Source organism: Pseudomonas sp. FW305-7, assembly GCF_058786735.1.
The window spans coordinates 14,883-29,867 of the sequence record NZ_JBYSZA010000002.1 but is presented as its reverse complement, the minus strand read 5'-3'; the positions used below and the strand labels follow the sequence as shown (position 1 = coordinate 29,867).

General features: G+C 60.4%; 15 protein-coding genes. 7 read left to right on the top strand and 8 right to left on the bottom strand.

Features of this window, described 5'->3' with window-relative positions:
- Positions 1-14: 14 nt before the first annotated feature.
- The 6 genes from AC3WMT_RS03210 to AC3WMT_RS03185 form a co-directional block, all read right to left on the bottom strand.
- Complete coding sequence (locus tag AC3WMT_RS03210; RefSeq protein WP_103302916.1) at positions 15-797, bottom strand: N-acetylmuramoyl-L-alanine amidase; 783 nt, start codon at positions 795-797, stop codon at positions 15-17.
- A gap of 101 nt (positions 798-898) precedes the next feature.
- Positions 899-2,956 (bottom strand): diguanylate cyclase, encoded by a 2,058-nt coding sequence (locus AC3WMT_RS03205; RefSeq protein ID WP_103302917.1) that lies wholly within the window; start codon positions 2,954-2,956, stop codon positions 899-901.
- The gene (locus AC3WMT_RS03200) at positions 2,953-3,831 is read right to left on the bottom strand and encodes an endonuclease/exonuclease/phosphatase family protein (protein WP_103302918.1); all 879 of its coding nucleotides are present in this window, start codon (positions 3,829-3,831) and stop codon (positions 2,953-2,955) included. Before AC3WMT_RS03200 ends, AC3WMT_RS03205 begins: the two co-directional genes overlap by 4 nt.
- A gap of 14 nt (positions 3,832-3,845) precedes the next feature.
- Entirely contained in the window at positions 3,846-4,487 is a 642-nt protein-coding gene (locus tag AC3WMT_RS03195; protein ID WP_103302919.1) for a thiol:disulfide interchange protein DsbA/DsbL, read from the bottom strand.
- A 200-nt stretch (positions 4,488-4,687) separates the two neighbouring features.
- Complete coding sequence (locus AC3WMT_RS03190) at positions 4,688-5,299, bottom strand: c-type cytochrome (RefSeq protein ID WP_103302921.1); 612 nt, start codon at positions 5,297-5,299, stop codon at positions 4,688-4,690.
- Positions 5,300-5,331: 32 nt separating this feature from the next.
- Positions 5,332-5,637, bottom strand: coding sequence for a c-type cytochrome (locus AC3WMT_RS03185; protein ID WP_103302922.1), 306 nt, complete (start codon positions 5,635-5,637; stop codon positions 5,332-5,334).
- 191 nt (positions 5,638-5,828) lie between these two features.
- Between AC3WMT_RS03185 and yihA the strand changes: the two genes are divergently transcribed.
- Positions 5,829-6,473 carry a ribosome biogenesis GTP-binding protein YihA/YsxC gene (yihA, locus tag AC3WMT_RS03180; protein ID WP_103302923.1) on the top strand — a complete coding sequence of 215 codons (645 nt, stop codon included), beginning with the start codon at positions 5,829-5,831 and terminating at the stop codon, positions 6,471-6,473.
- Between the two features lie 407 nt (positions 6,474-6,880).
- Here yihA and polA read toward each other — a convergent pair whose 3' ends face one another.
- The gene (gene polA / locus AC3WMT_RS03175) at positions 6,881-9,685 is read right to left on the bottom strand and encodes a DNA polymerase I (RefSeq protein ID WP_103302924.1); all 2,805 of its coding nucleotides are present in this window, start codon (positions 9,683-9,685) and stop codon (positions 6,881-6,883) included.
- 74 nt (positions 9,686-9,759) lie between these two features.
- On the opposite strand from polA, the gene AC3WMT_RS03170 reads away from it, so the two are divergent.
- The gene (locus AC3WMT_RS03170) at positions 9,760-10,056 is read left to right on the top strand and encodes a DUF2782 domain-containing protein (RefSeq protein WP_103302925.1); all 297 of its coding nucleotides are present in this window, start codon (positions 9,760-9,762) and stop codon (positions 10,054-10,056) included.
- Between the two features lie 61 nt (positions 10,057-10,117).
- Positions 10,118-11,071: a homoserine kinase gene (locus tag AC3WMT_RS03165; RefSeq protein WP_103302926.1), complete on the top strand. Its 954-nt coding sequence runs from the start codon at positions 10,118-10,120 to the stop codon at positions 11,069-11,071.
- A 127-nt stretch (positions 11,072-11,198) separates the two neighbouring features.
- Here the strand turns inward: AC3WMT_RS03165 and AC3WMT_RS03160 are convergent, their stop codons facing one another.
- Positions 11,199-12,119 carry a zinc ABC transporter substrate-binding protein ZnuA gene (locus AC3WMT_RS03160; RefSeq protein ID WP_103302959.1) on the bottom strand — a complete coding sequence of 307 codons (921 nt, stop codon included), beginning with the start codon at positions 12,117-12,119 and terminating at the stop codon, positions 11,199-11,201.
- 66 nt (positions 12,120-12,185) lie between these two features.
- Here AC3WMT_RS03160 and AC3WMT_RS03155 point away from each other — a divergent pair, with 66 nt between their 5' ends.
- The 4 genes from AC3WMT_RS03155 to AC3WMT_RS03140 are packed head-to-tail and all read left to right on the top strand — an operon-like array spanning position 12,186 to position 14,985.
- On the top strand, positions 12,186-12,668 hold the full coding sequence (locus AC3WMT_RS03155) for a Fur family transcriptional regulator (protein ID WP_007911760.1): 483 nt from the start codon (positions 12,186-12,188) through the stop codon (positions 12,666-12,668).
- Positions 12,668-13,453 (top strand): zinc ABC transporter ATP-binding protein ZnuC, encoded by a 786-nt coding sequence (znuC, locus tag AC3WMT_RS03150; RefSeq protein WP_103302927.1) that lies wholly within the window; start codon positions 12,668-12,670, stop codon positions 13,451-13,453. Before AC3WMT_RS03155 ends, znuC begins: the two co-directional genes overlap by 1 nt.
- Positions 13,446-14,234 carry a zinc ABC transporter permease subunit ZnuB gene (znuB, locus tag AC3WMT_RS03145; protein WP_103302928.1) on the top strand — a complete coding sequence of 263 codons (789 nt, stop codon included), beginning with the start codon at positions 13,446-13,448 and terminating at the stop codon, positions 14,232-14,234. Before znuC ends, znuB begins: the two co-directional genes overlap by 8 nt.
- A gap of 37 nt (positions 14,235-14,271) precedes the next feature.
- A complete protein-coding gene (locus tag AC3WMT_RS03140; protein WP_103302929.1) occupies positions 14,272-14,985 on the top strand; it encodes a PA5502 family lipoprotein in 714 nt (237 codons plus the stop codon).

Below are 14,985 nucleotides of genomic sequence, written 5' to 3'. Positions count from 1 at the left end.
TCGGGCGGGCGTCATTATTTTGTCTGATTGAGTACCAGCAGTAACGCGGCCGTTTGCGCGTCCGGCGTTCCGTCGAAGCGCGAAGGGCGGAAGTGCATCTGGAACGCCGCGAGGACATGGCGGGTGGCGACATCCAGTTCGCCGGTCTGCGGTGTGTCGTAACCCAAATGCGCCAGTTGCGCCTGGAACCAGCCGATGCTGGGTAATTCACTACTGTTGAACAGCGCTTGCTGGCGGGCCACGGCTTGCTCGTTCGGCCAGATACCCAAGCCTTCGGCGGCGAGACGCTTCCAGGGGAATAACGGCCCCGGATCGAGTTTGCGCAACGGTGCAATATCGCTGTGACCGATGATGTGGCGGGGGCTGATGCCGTTGCGCTGGCTGATGTCCTTGAGCAGGGCGATCAGCGCCTGAATCTGCGCTTCGCTGTAGGGATACCACAGGCGCCCGGTCGGCGTGTCCTTGAAGCCCGGGTTGACGATTTCAATACCGATCGAGCTGGAGTTGAGCCAGGTACGGCCCTGCCACTGGCTTTCGCCGGCGTGCCAGGCGCGCTGGTTTTCGTCCATCAGTTTGTAGACGGTGGCGCTCTTGTCGTCGCCGATCAGGTAATGGCTGCTGACCTCACCGTGGGTCAGCAGCTGCAGCGAGCGCTCAAGCGACGCCGAGGTGTAATGCACGATCACGAACTGGATGCGGCTGTCGTGATTGGCGGAAGGATGGCTAGTGTCATAACGCGGGCCGCTGGCACAACCGGCAAGAACGAGCAGGGACGCGAGGAGGGCAAAAAATTTCATGGCAGAAGGCAATACGCGCAAGACAATAATGCAACAGTGTAACGTAATGCCTTGCGTGCAGACGGTCAGCGGGCGGATTTAAACAAAATCGAACAATTTCCTTAGCCCAGCTCGACCCGATTGCGTCCTGCGTTTTTAGCCCTGTACAGCGCCTGATCGGCTCTTTTAAGCACTAGATCGCTGTGTTCTCCCGCTCTGAATGAAGCCAGGCCCATGGAAATCGTAATGGTCACGCGCTCGCCCTTGAAGTGAAACGGGCAGGCCTCGATCGCCGCGCGCAGGGTTTCCAGCAATTTCGCCCCGACTGCGGGCGGCGTCGCCGGCAGCAGCAGAACGAATTCTTCGCCGCCAAAACGGGCGATGAAATCGGAGCCCCGCAGGCGCTTGCGCAGCACGGTGGCGATGATCTTCAGGACCTTGTCACCCGCCAGGTGCCCGTAGTTGTCATTGATCCGTTTGAAATGATCGAGGTCGAGCATCGCCAGGCTCAACGTATTGCCATGTTGCTGCCATTGCTTGATCTCATGCTCCAGACGTTCGCTCCACGCTGCGCGGTTGGGCAGGCCGGTGAGGGGGTCGATCAGGGCTTTCTGGCGTTGTTCTTCAAGGTGCTCGCGGAAGCCTTGCGCCTCCTGTTCCATATGCGCGACGCGCTCGGACAGGCCTTTAAGTCGCGCCGCCACTTCTTGCTCGCGGGCATCGCGTTGTTTCTGGTGCTGGTCCATGGTGCCGAGCAGGCCTTCGAGATGGTTCTCCAGCACTTGCTTGAGGTCCTCCAGATCCGCCGCTTCCTGGACGCTGGTCTGCAAACCGTCGACCTGCTCGCGGATCTGCGTGTCCATCGCCCGCGCCGCCGAGCTGTTGTCGGCATGTCCTTCGCTGGCGGCCTGCAGATTGCTTTGAAACGCTTCGAGGCGTTCGTTGAGTTGTTGCAGATACGCTTCGAACTCATGCTGGCCGCTGTCGGTGATCGCCAGCATCAACGTCGCCAGATCGTCGAGGATCGGGATCAGTTCGTACCAGTTCAAACCATGTTTTAGCCGTTCACGCATGGCTTCTGCTTGCGGACGGTGACGTTCGGGCAGCGTCAGGTCGTCGAGCAGGCCGATCAGTGTTTCTTCGATGTGTTTGGCTACAGAGCTGTAGGACGGCTCCGGAGAATCCGGCAGGGCAAAGAGGACGTCGTGCTCGGATTGCTCCGGGTCGATGGCCGCCAGTGCCTGAGCGATGGGCTCGGGCAGGGGCAGGCTGTCGAGGAACAGCGGGGCAGGATCGCCGGGGTGGATCAATTCGTCGGGGTTGAAAGCGACCGGTACGACTGGAGCCGGAGCTAGAGTGGGAGCTGCAACGGTTTCAGGTTCGGGCGCGGTGGCTTCCACTGCATTCGGGGAGGCCGCTTCAGTGGCGACGACCGGCGCAACGAAGGCAACCACGTCCTGTTCCGGCTGGGCTTGAGGCGCTGGCGCTTCCACTGCTGTGATGGGTGCAATTTCTTTGATAACCGTAGCGGCCACTGCCGGTTCAGCGATAGCGACAGGTGCTGCTTGCACGGGTTCGGATTCAGGCACGGGAGCGACAGGTATCTGTTCGACTGGCGCCACGTGCTCCGGCGCCGGTGCAGGCGCCTCGTCGCTGTCACGGCTACCAAACAGGCGCTGCAACAATCCCGGGCGTCCGGGCTCCGGCGGCGTTTCCAGTTGACTCAACGCCTTGCCCTGCAAGCCGCTCAGCTCACTCAACAGCAGCGGCATTTCCCGGGCCTGACCGACACGGCTGTCCAGTTGCTTGGCGAATTTCTTCAGTGGCTGAGCGACTTCTCGCGGTAGCGGCAGCGCTTGCAACTGGGTCACCAGCGAGGTCAGCGCAGTGCTGACCTGATCAATGCGGGTCTCGCGGCGTTGCTCGGAATCGAGCACGGCTTTTTCCAGACGTGGTAGCAGGGCGGCGAGGCCGGCGTCCATGTCGTCGGTGCGCACCACGTCGCGCATCTCTTTCATGCATTGATCAACGACTTTATCGGTGCCCTCCGCGGCCAGCGTGCTTCGTACCAGACCGCGACGCAACAAGTCGAGCCTGGCGGCCCAACGCCGTTCAAGCTTGTCCTGCTGTTCTATGCTTTTGAGGTATTTCTCTTTCCAGCGCTGGGCGTCGTCGCTCATTCAGGGGTTCCGCGAGGGGCAGGACTCAACGCGGGCAATGCATCGGCCGTGAGCGAACCCGGCAGACGAATCTCTACCGCGACCGGCAGGTGATCGGAAATCGGTTGTGCCAGCACTTCGACCTTTTCCAGGGTCAGGGTCGGGCTGAGCAAAATATGATCAAGGCAACGCTGAGGACGCCAGCTGGGGAATGTCGCTTCCACCTGCGGGGCCAGCAGGCCGAGATCGCGTAACGGAGAATGTTGTAGCAGATCGCTGGCATGGGTGTTCATGTCGCCCATCAACACCTGGTGTTTATAGCCGCCGATCAGATCACGGATATAGGCCAGTTGCAGCGTGCGCACACGTGCCCCCAGGGCCAGGTGCATCATCACCACCACCAGCGCTTCCGGACCTTCACCGAAACGCAGGAGTATGGCGCCACGACCTTTCGGGCCGGGTAACGGGTGATCTTCGATCGCCCACGGGCGCAGACGGCTGAGCACGCCATTGCTGTGCTGAGCCAGTCGGCCGAGATTGCGATTGAGTTGTTGATACCAGTAGGGGAAGGCACCGAGGTGGGCCAGGTGTTCGACCTGATTGACGTAGCCCGAGCGCAGGCTGCCGCCATCGGCTTCCTGCAAGGCGACCAGATCGAAGTCGCCGAGCAGGTCGCCGATCTTCTGCAGATTGCCTGAGCGCCCGGTGTGCGGCAGCAAATGCTGCCAGCTGCGAGTCAGGTAATGCCGGTAACGCTCAGTGCTGATGCCGACCTGGATATTGAAACTGAGCAGGCGCAGACGCTGATCCGCTGGCAGGCCTGTGGACGCCAGGTGATGTTCGTTGACCTGCGGATCATGCAGGCCAACGATGCGTTCGGTCTTCCAGCGGCGCATGGCGATTGCCGCGCTTAGTTGGCAGCGGCCTTGTTGGTCGCTCGCTCTTTGGCCACCAGTTGGTCAGCCAGTTGCAAGGCTTGTTCGGCACCACCGGCAGAGCCGATGTCGAAGCGGTACTTGCCGTTGACGATCATGGTTGGAACGCCAGTGATCTGATATTTCTTGGCCAGTTCACGAGCCTTGACGATCTGGCCTTTGATGGCGAACGAGTCGAAAGTGGCGAGGAACTTGTCCTTGTCCACGCCTTGGGTGGCGAGGAAGTCAGCCATGTCGTTCTTGTCGGTCAGCTTCTTGTGTTCTTTCTGGATGGCATTGAACACGGCGTTATGCACCTTGTGCTCGACACCCATGGCTTCCAGGGTCAGGAACATTTGACCGTGAGCGTCCCATGGGCCGCCGAACATGGCAGGAATGCGCACGAAGTTGACGTCGGAAGGCAGTTTTTCGACCCATGGATTGATCACCGGCTCGAAGGCGTAGCAGTGCGGGCAGCCGTACCAGAACAGCTCGACCACTTCGATCTTGCCAGGCTCGGCAACCGGTACCGGGTTGGCCAGTTCTACATAAGGAGCGGCAGGGGCTTCGGCGGCCTGGGCGGTCACGCCAAACAGGCTGGCAGCGACGAGAGCGGCGCTGATGATCAGATTACGCATGCTTTACTCCTGGACAATTTTGATCGCCTCGCGCGACCTGTTTTCAGACAGATCCTGGCGGGCATGAGTTCTGTAGTGTAACGGCAGCGGCCACAAAAAAGGGCGGCCAAAGCCACCCTTTTTATACTTGCTGCGCCGGATTAATCGAGCGTTAACGTTGCAGGAGATGTCCCTCGCCGGCAACGCTCTATCCGTGGGTCTTAGTGCAGGCCTTGAATGTAGCTGGAGACAGCGGCGATGTCTTCGTCGCTCAGGCGTTTGGCGATGGTCTGCATGGTCATGGTGTCGCCGTCGTTGGTGCGACCGCCTTCTTCCTTGCGGAAGTCGGTCAGTTGTTTGGCGATGTATTGCGCGTGTTGGCCACCCAGATGCGGGAAACCGGCAGCGGCGTTGCCAGCACCGTTCGGCGAGTGGCAACCGGTGCAGGCGGGCAGGCCTTTGGCGAGGTTACCGCCACGGAAGAGGGCTTCACCGCGCGCGACGATCTTCGGATCGGCGGCGCCGACGCTGCCTTTCTGGCTGGCGAAGTAGGCGGCGATGTCGGCCAGATCCTGATCGCTCAGGTTGGTCAGCAGGCCCGTCATTTCCAGTACGGTGCGCTTGCCCGACTTGATGTCGTGCAGTTGCTTGGTCAGGTAGCGTTCACCTTGACCGGCCAGTTTTGGAAAGTTTGGCGCCATGCTGTTACCGTCCGGGCCATGGCAGGCTCCGCAGACGGCGGCTTTTGCCTGGCCTGCTGCGGCATCACCGGCAGCATGGGCGAGGCCTGAGATTCCCACGGTCAACAGCAGACTCACGATCAATTTGTTCATCAGCTAATCCAACTACGGCTAAGGGTTAAGAGTTATGGACCGGGTTTACTCTCGCTCATCCAAAGGATGATGGCCTGGTAATCCTCGGCACTGCAGTCCATGCACAAACCACGCGGCGGCATCGCCTTGAAACCCTGGGTCACGTGTTGCACCAGCGTCCCCATACCTTTCGCCAACCTCGGCGTCCAAGCTGCCTGATCGCCTCTTTCGGGCGCCATGGGTAGTTGGCCGGAATGACAGGCACCACAAACACGGTTGTACACAGCTTCCGGATCCTGTGTAGCCTGTGCGCTGTAAAGCGGCATCAAGACTCCGGCAGCCAGCAGCCATTTCGTCATAAAACGACCTTTTCAGGGTTGAGAGCGTTCTGCGTTCTAATGCGCAATCAAGGTCTGTCGCTCTCGTGAACTTCATCCTACGCTGGGACAAAGCACACACAAAATCTGCGGCATTATATACTGGCGTCACTGAAACGGAAGCGACACCGCGTTCCGCGCCCAATCCCGGCGCCGCCCACATCGGAAATCCCATGCAACTCAAGAATCCCATCCTCGGCCTGTGCCAACAGTCCACGTTCATGCTCAGTGCCGCCAAAGTCGATCAGTGCCCTGACGACGAGGGCTTTGAAGTGGCGTTCGCCGGTCGTTCCAACGCCGGTAAATCCAGCGCCCTGAACACTCTGACTCACGCCAGCCTGGCGCGGACCTCGAAAACTCCGGGTCGCACGCAGCTGTTGAACTTCTTCAAGCTAGACGATGATCGGCGTCTGGTCGACCTGCCGGGCTACGGTTATGCAAAAGTACCGATCCCGCTGAAGATGCACTGGCAGCGTCACCTTGAGGCTTACCTCGGTGGCCGCGAGAGTTTGAAGGGTTTGATTCTGATGATGGACATCCGTCATCCAATGACCGACTTCGACCTGCTGATGCTCGACTGGGCCGTTGCCGCCGGCATGCCGATGCACATTCTGCTGACCAAGGCCGACAAGCTGACCTACGGCGCAGCCAAGAACACCCTGCTCAAGGTGCAGTCGGAAATTCGCAAGGGTTGGGGCGATCTGGTCACCATCCAGCTGTTCTCCGCACCAAAACGCATGGGCCTGGAAGAGGCCTACACTGTTCTGGCAGGCTGGATGGAACTGGCGGACAAAGGCGCCGAGGCGACTGCCGAGTAAGACAATTTCAAAACTGTCTGTGGTGCTGGCAGGCAAGGCGAAAGCATCGCTAAAAAGCGGAGTTTAGGGGACCTAAATGAGCATTTTTAGCGGTGCTTTTAACGCAGCATGACGGCATCACAGCCAGTTTTGGGGCAAAAAAAGCCCCGGACTTCATTGGGGAGGGAGAAGTTCCGGGGTTTAAGTTCCGAACCGCTAGGGCGGGGTTCAGATATCTGCCAACACTTAACACAACATAGGAGCATCGAAGGGCTTCACCAGCCATTCAGTAACTCTGAGTAGTGTCCTTCCAGATTAGTTCAGAATTTTTTCAAAAAGCTTTGGAATAATCCCAAGTGCTTTTCGAAATAAGCAGGTTTTACCGGCGCTGCCGCGACGCGATGTCGCGGCAAACCGTGTCAAAAGGCTCAGTGAGCCTCATCCCAATTGTTGCCCACACCCACTTCGACCAGCAGCGGTACATCCAGTTTCGCCGCTTCACTCATGTGCACGCGAATCTCGCTGCTGACCTGCTCGACCAGATCCTCGCGAACTTCGAGCACCAGTTCATCGTGCACCTGCAGGATGACTCTGGCGTCCAGCCCGGATGTCGCCAGCCAGTTATCCACCGCGACCATGGCTTTCTTGATGATGTCGGCTGCGGTGCCCTGCATCGGCGCGTTGATCGCGGTGCGCTCGGCGGCAGCGCGTTCCTGCGGCTTGTTCGAGTTGATCTCCGGCAGATACAGGCGACGGCCGAAGAAGGTCTCGACATAGCCTTGATCCGCCGCCTGGGCGCGGGTGCGATCCATGTACTCGCGAACGCCTGGATAACGCGCGAAGTAGGTGTCGATGTAAGCCTTGGCGGTCTTGGTTTCGACGCCGATGTCCTTGCCGAGCTTCTGCGCGCCCATGCCGTAGATCAGGCCGAAGTTGATCGCCTTGGCGCCACGGCGCTGGTCGGAAGTCACTTCGTTGAGTTCGACCTTGAACACTTCCGCAGCGGTGGCGGTGTGCACGTCCAGATTGTTGCGGAAGGCGTTCATCAGGCCTTCGTCCTTGGACAGGTGAGCCATGATCCGCAGCTCGATCTGCGAATAGTCCGCCGCCAGCAGTTTGTAACCTTTTGGCGCGACGAAGGCCTGACGGATACGCCGGCCTTCAGCGGTACGCACCGGAATGTTCTGCAGGTTCGGATCACTGGAGGACAAACGCCCGGTCGACGCCACCGCCTGGTGATACGAGGTGTGGATGCGCCCGGTACGCGGATTGATCTGCTCCGGCAGGCGATCGGTGTAGGTGCTTTTCAGCTTGCTCATCGAGCGGTGCTCCATCAGCACCTTCGGCAAACGGTGATCGTCTTCAGCGAGCTTCGCCAGCACTTCTTCAGCGGTGGACGGCTGGCCCTTGGCGGTCTTCTTCAGCACTGGCAGGCCGAGTTTTTCGTAGAGAATCACGCCCAACTGCTTCGGTGAGCCGAGGTTGAATTCTTCCCCGGCGATTTCGAAGGCTTCGCGCTCCAGCGCAACCATTTTGTTGCCCAACTCGATGCTCTGGATGCCGAGCAGCTCCGCATCGACGAATGCGCCTTGGCGCTCGATACGTGCAAGAACGGGCACAAGTGGAATTTCGATGTCGGTCAGCACGCTGGCCAGACTCGGGATGGCGCTGAGCTTTTCGAACAAGGTCTGGTGCAGACGCAGAGTGATGTCGGCGTCTTCGGCGGCATACGGCCCGGCCTGTTCCAGGGCGATCTGGTCGAAGGTCAGCTGCTTGGCGCCTTTGCCGGCGATGTCCTGGAAGCTCACGGTGGTGTGATCCAGGTACTTCTGCGCGAGGCTGTCCATGTCGTGGCGGGTGGCGGTGGAGTTGAGCACGTAGGACTCAAGCATCGTGTCGAAGGCGATGCCACGCACGGTGATGCCTTGGCTCTGATCGCCGCCGATGGCGCAGTTGGCCAGGATATTCATATCGAACTTGGCGTGCTGGCCGACCTTGAGCTTGCTCGGATCTTCCAGGATCGGCTTTAGCGCGCGCAGCACGGTGTCGCGATCCAGTTGTTCCGGCACGCCGATGTAGGAGTGGGTCAGCGGAATGTACGCGGCTTCGTTGGCCTGTACAGCGAACGACAGACCGACCAGTTGCGCTTGCTGCGCGTCGATGCCGGTGGTTTCAGTGTCGAAGGCGAACAGCTTGGCGTTGTTGAGCTTTTCCAGCCAGACGTCGAAACGTGTCTGATCGAGGATGGTTTCGTACGCAGCTTCAGCGGGAGCGGAAGGCGCTTCTTCTGCTGGCGCGCTGAACAGATCGCCGGCCGGCGCAGGCTCGGCGGCAGCGCTCAGTTCCAGACGTTTGGCGTCGCGATCCAGATCATTGATCCAGCTTTTGAATTCCAGCAGGGTGTACAGCTCGTAGAGCTTGGCCGGGTCTTCCGCGCCCATTTGCAGATCGTCGAGTTCGACGTCCAGCGGCACGTCGACCTTGATGGTCGCCAGTTGGTAGGAGAGGAATGCCATCTCCTTGTGCTCTTCGAGCTTGGCCGGCAGGGTTTTCGCGCCGCGAATCGGCAGGGTCGGCACGATGTCGAGATTGGCGTACAACTCGGTGAGGCCGCCGTTGACGCCGACCAGCAGGCCGGAAGCGGTCTTCGGGCCAATGCCCGGGACGCCCGGAATGTTGTCGGACGAATCGCCCATCAGCGCCAGATAATCGATGATCTGCTCCGGTGCGACGCCGAATTTCTCCTTCACGCCTTCCACATCCATCGAGCTACCGGACATGGTGTTGACCAAGGTAATGTGGCCATCGACCAGTTGCGCCATGTCCTTGTCGCCGGTCGAAATGATCACCGGTCGATCCGCCGCCGCGCTGCTGCGGGCCAGGGTGCCGATCACGTCGTCAGCCTCGACGCCTTCCACGCACAGCAGCGGGAAGCCGAGGGCGATCACGCTCTGGTGCAGCGGTTCGATCTGCACGCGCATGTCGTCGGGCATGCTTGGGCGGTTGGCCTTGTACTCGGCGTACATCTCATCGCGAAAGGTCCCGCCCTTGGCGTCGAAGACCACGGCGAACGGGCTGTCCGGGTATTGCTTGCGCAGACTCTTGAGCATGTTCAGCACGCCTTTGACCGCACCGGTCGGCAGGCCTTTGGACGTGGTCAGCGGTGGCAGGGCGTGGAAAGCGCGGTACAGGTAAGACGAACCGTCCACCAGGACGAGGGGGGCTTGGCTCATGAGCAGAATCAACCTTTTCGGCGGGCCCGGCGCTAGAATAGCGGGACCGTTGACGACAAAGGGACAAGGTTATCATGCGTACGTTAAATCGCTTGCTGCTGGTCAGTCTGATTGCTGCCTCACCATTGGCCGCGATAGCGGCGGATGATGCGCCGGCCTCGGAGCCGGAAGTAACCATCAACACGCACACCGAAGGCGACAAGGTCATTCAGGAATACAGCCGCAGTGGCTTCGTGTATGCGATCAAGGTCACGCCGAAGGGCGGCAAACCGTATTTCCTGGTCCGCGCCGATGGTACGGATGCGAACTACATCCGATCTGATCAGCCGGATATGCTGATTCCGTCGTGGGAAATTTTTACCTGGAAGTAAGTTTCCCGACTTTTAATCGGCGCCGCGCGAAAGCGGCGCCAGAACTGAGCAGTTTTTAACCATGTCTGTGTTCACTCCCCTGGCTCGGCCCGAGCTGGAAACCTTTCTCGCCCCTTACGGGCTTGGCCGTCTGCTTGATTTCCAGGGGATCGCCGCCGGCAGTGAAAACACCAACTTCTTCATCAGTCTGGAGCAGGGCGAATTCGTCCTGACCCTGGTCGAGCGCGGCCCGTTGCAGGAGATGCCGTTCTTCATCGATCTGCTCGACGTGCTGCACGAAGCCGATCTGCCGGTACCGTATGCGCTGCGCACCACCGACGGCATGGCGTTGCGTGAACTGAAGGGCAAACCGGCCCTGCTGCAACCGCGTCTGTCCGGCAAGCACATCAAGGTCGCCAACGCTCAGCATTGCGCGCAAGTCGGCGAGTTGCAGGCGCATCTGCACCTGGCGACCCAGGGCGAGCGCATGATCAAGCGCAAGACCGATCGTGGCCTGGACTGGATGCTGGAGGAGGGCACCGAGTTTCTTTCGCACCTGAGCGATGAGCCGCGTGCCCTGCTGCAAAAGGCCCTGGATGAAATCACTGAACGCAAAGACAAGATTCTTGCGCTGCCCCGGGCGAATATTCATGCCGACCTGTTTCGCGACAACGCGATGTTCGAAGGTACGCACCTGACCGGGCTGATCGACTTCTACAACGCCTGCTCGGGGCCGATGCTCTACGACGTGGCAATTGCCTTGAACGACTGGTGTTCGGACGATGACGGTCTGATCGATGGGCCGCGGGCGCGGGCGTTCCTCGGTGCCTATGCGACATTGCGTCCGTTCACGGCGGCAGAAGCCGAGCTATGGCCGACCATGCTGCGCGTGGCGTGTGTGCGGTTCTGGCTGTCGCGGTTGATCGCGGCAGAGCAGTTTGCCGGGCAGGATGTGCTGATTCACGATCCAAAAGAATTTGAAGAGCGCTTGGCGCAGCGGCAGGCGGTCAATACACCTTTACCCTTCGCCCTCTGAACTGTGGCGAGCGAGCTTGCTCGCGCTGGGCTGCGCAGCGGCCCCAAAATTCTGGCACTCAGCCAGATTTTTGTGAGTGCTGCGCACTCAAGCGGGAGCAAGCTCCCTCGCCACAGGTTTTGGGTTGTTACAACGATTCCAGGCAGCCGGCCAGATCATTGCCCAACTTTTCCAATACCTGTTCATAACCCTGGGCTGTCGCCGGGGTGTATCCGCCCAGTGCATCCAGCTCCGCCAGTTTCACCGGCAGGCCGGCCACTAATGTCTCTGCCAGACGCGGACGCAGCGGCGGCTCGCTGAACACACAGGTCTTGCCCACTTCCTGCAACCGCTTGCGCATCGCCGCGACATGCTGCGCGCCCGGCTGCACTTCGGCGGCCACACTGAAAACGCCGGTGTGCTTCAGGCCATAAGCCTCTTCAAAGTAATCGAACGCTTCGTGAAAGACGAAGTACGGCTTGCCTTCAACGCTGGCCAGACGCTGCTTCAAACGCTGATCCAGCGCATCCAGACGTTCGTCGAAAGCCTTGGCATTGCTCTGATAACGCTCGGCATTCGCCGGGTCGGCAGCGCTCAAATCAGCTGCCATCTTGTCGGCAATTACCCGCGCGTTGACCGGCGATAGCCACAAATGTGCATCCAGCGTGCCCGGGCGGTGATCGTGGTCATGCTCGTCAGCCTCTTCGGCATGGGAATGGCTATCTTCAGCAAAACGACGCAACTTCATCCCCGGCAGATCCTGCACCGCCACGCTCGGCAACGTCCGGCCGTTGAGCACGCGCGGCAGGAAACCTTCCATGTCCGGGCCGATCCAGTAGAGCAGATCCACCGACTGCACCTTCCGTACGTCGGATGGGCGCAGGGCGTAATTGTGCGGCGAGGCGCCAGGCGGCAGCAGCACTTCTGGAATCGCCACCCCGTCCTGTACGGCTGCTGCGATCAGCTGCAGCGGTTTGATGCTGGTGAGGACTTTGACTTCGGCCTGAGCCGAACCGATCAGCAGAAAACTGGCGACAAACGCCACAAAAACAGAAAAAAGTCGGGACACGATGACCACTCAAGGAGGCGAGAACGGGTAACATAATAACGTCTCTATCAAAACTCGTCGCCGCCCATGCCTATTACACCGATTGCCAGCCGTCCCCACGACCACTCTCATTGCGTGCACAGCGCTTTGTCCGAGGCCGATACCTTGTGCGCCCAGAAAGGCTTGCGCCTGACCGCGTTGCGCCGTCGGGTGCTGGAGCTGGTGTGGCAGAGCCACAAGCCGCTGGGCGCCTACGACATCCTCGCCGTGCTCAGCGAGCAGGACGGTCGCCGGGCTGCGCCGCCTACCGTGTACCGTGCGCTGGATTTCCTCCTGGAAAACGGCTTGGTGCATCGCATCTCCTCGCTCAACGCCTTCGTTGGCTGCGTGCACCCGGAACACGCGCATCAGGGCCAGTTCCTGATCTGCCGCGACTGCCACGCCGCTATCGAACTTGAGCAGAAAGTGATCAGCGACGCGATCATCAACAGCGCCAAGGACGTTGGTTTCATCGTCGAGGCGCAGACCGTCGAAGTCGTCGGCCTCTGCTCCGGTTGCCAGGGGGCTTGATGAGCAACGCGCTGATCCGTCTGGAACAGGTCGCCGTGACGTTTGCCGGGCAGGCTGTGCTGGACAACATCGAGCTGAGCGTCGAGCCGGGGCAGATCGTCACCCTGATCGGCCCTAATGGCGCCGGCAAGACCACGCTGGTACGCGCCGTACTCGGGCTGTTGAAGCCAGACAGCGGCAGCGTCTGGCGCAAGCCGAAGCTGCGCGTCGGCTACATGCCGCAAAAACTCCACGTCGATCCGACCTTGCCGCTTTCGGTCCTGCGTTTTCTGCGACTGGTGCCGGGGGTTGATCGCCCGCGTGCGTTGGCGGCGTTGAAGGAAGTCGGCGCCGAACACGTGATCGACAGCCCGGTGCAAAGCGTTTCCGGTGGTGAAATGCAGCGTGTGCTGCTGGCCCGGGCGCTGCTGCGCGAACCGGAATTGCTGGTGCTCGACGAGCCGGTGCAAGGCGTTGATGTCGCCGGGCAAGCCGAGTTGTACAGCCTGATCACCCGTCTGCGCGACCGTCACGGCTGCGGCGTACTGATGGTGTCCCACGATCTGCATCTGGTCATGAGCACCACCGACCAGGTCGTTTGCCTCAACCGTCACGTCTGCTGCTCCGGGCATCCCGAGCAGGTCAGCGGCGACCCGGCGTTCGTCGAGCTGTTCGGCAAGAACGCACAGAGCCTGGCGATTTATCACCACCATCACGACCATGCTCACGACCTGCATGGCTCGGTAGTCAAAGGGCCGGTTATCGGCCAACCTCACGTTCACGGAGACAACTGCAAGCATGGCTGATTTTCTGTTGTATGCCCTGCTCGCAGGCTTGGCGTTAGCGGTGGTCGCAGGACCGCTCGGCTCGTTTGTGGTCTGGCGGCGCATGGCCTATTTCGGCGATACCTTGTCCCACGCGGCTTTGCTCGGCGTGGCGCTGGGCTTTTTGCTGGATGTCAGCCCGACGGTCGCGGTGACGGTCGGCTGCCTGCTGCTGGCCGTGCTGCTGGTAACGCTGCAACAGCGTCAACCGCTAGCGTCTGACACGTTGTTGGGAATTCTCGCGCCGAGCACGCTCTCTCTCGGGCTGGTGGTACTAAGCTTCATGCATGAAGTGCGGATTGACCTGATGGGCTATCTGTTCGGCGACCTGCTGGCGATCAGTCCGACCGATCTGGCGTGGATCCTTGGCGGCAGCGCGGCGGTGCTGGTTGTGCTGGTGGCGCTGTGGCGGCCATTGCTGGCGATCACCGTGCATGAAGAGCTGGCCAAGGTCGAGGGCTTGCCGGTGGCGGGTCTGCGTATGGCGCTGATGTTGTTGATTGCGGTGGTGATCGCGGTGGCGATGAAAATCGTCGGTGTGTTGCTGATTACTTCGCTGTTGATCATCCCGGCGGCTGCGGCACAGCGTCACGCCCGTTCGCCGGAGCAGATGGCCCTGGGCGCGAGCCTGCTGGGCATACTCGCCGTGTGTGGCGGGCTGGCGCTGTCGTGGTTCAAGGACACCCCGGCCGGCCCGTCAATCGTTGTGACGGCGGCCGCACTGTTTCTGCTGAGTTTTGTTCTGCCCCGTCGAGGGGTGTAGACTTGCTCGCTTTTTGCGCAATTAGAGAGTCGCAGGAATGAAGCCGTTCGCCTCCCGTTATCTGCTCCTTGTCGCATTTTCCGTGCTGCTGGGCGCCTGCCAAAGCACGCCGCCGGTGGCCGAAGTCCCCGATGCGCGGGCTACGGCCATCGCACAGCTGGAGCAAAGCCTGGCCAGCAGCGAACTGGCCACCGCCGAAGACCAACTGGCCGCTTTGCAGGTCGAAACCCCCAACGATCAGTCCCTTGAGCAATACCAGCGGCAATTGGCCGAAGCGTATCTGCGCCGCAGCCAGATCGTGCTGCAGAAAGGTGATGTGAATGCAGCGGCCACGGCGCTGAGCCGTGCTCGTGCGTTGATGCCGAAAGCCCCGGCGCTGACCGGTGGCGTCAATGGTGCCATCACCGAAGCGCGCAAGGCTGAGCTGGAAAAGGCTGAAGCGGCGTTGCTCGCTGCCGAAGCCAAGCCCAAAGCCAAGGTGATCGACCCGACTGCCGAGAGCACCACGGTTGCACTGAATATCACCGATAGCCGCAAACTTCGCCGCCAACTGGATGCGATCGCCGCCGATGTGGTGAATTATGAGTGTGCAGTGACCATTCAGGCGCCGCGTACCAATGACTATCCATGGTTGTCGACGTTGCTGAGCAAGCGCGTGAAGAAGTTGAATCCGGATTTCGATCTGCAGATCCATAAGCAGATCGTGCGCACAGTCCCGGCGCAGATGGTTCTGATTCCGCGTAAACCGTAA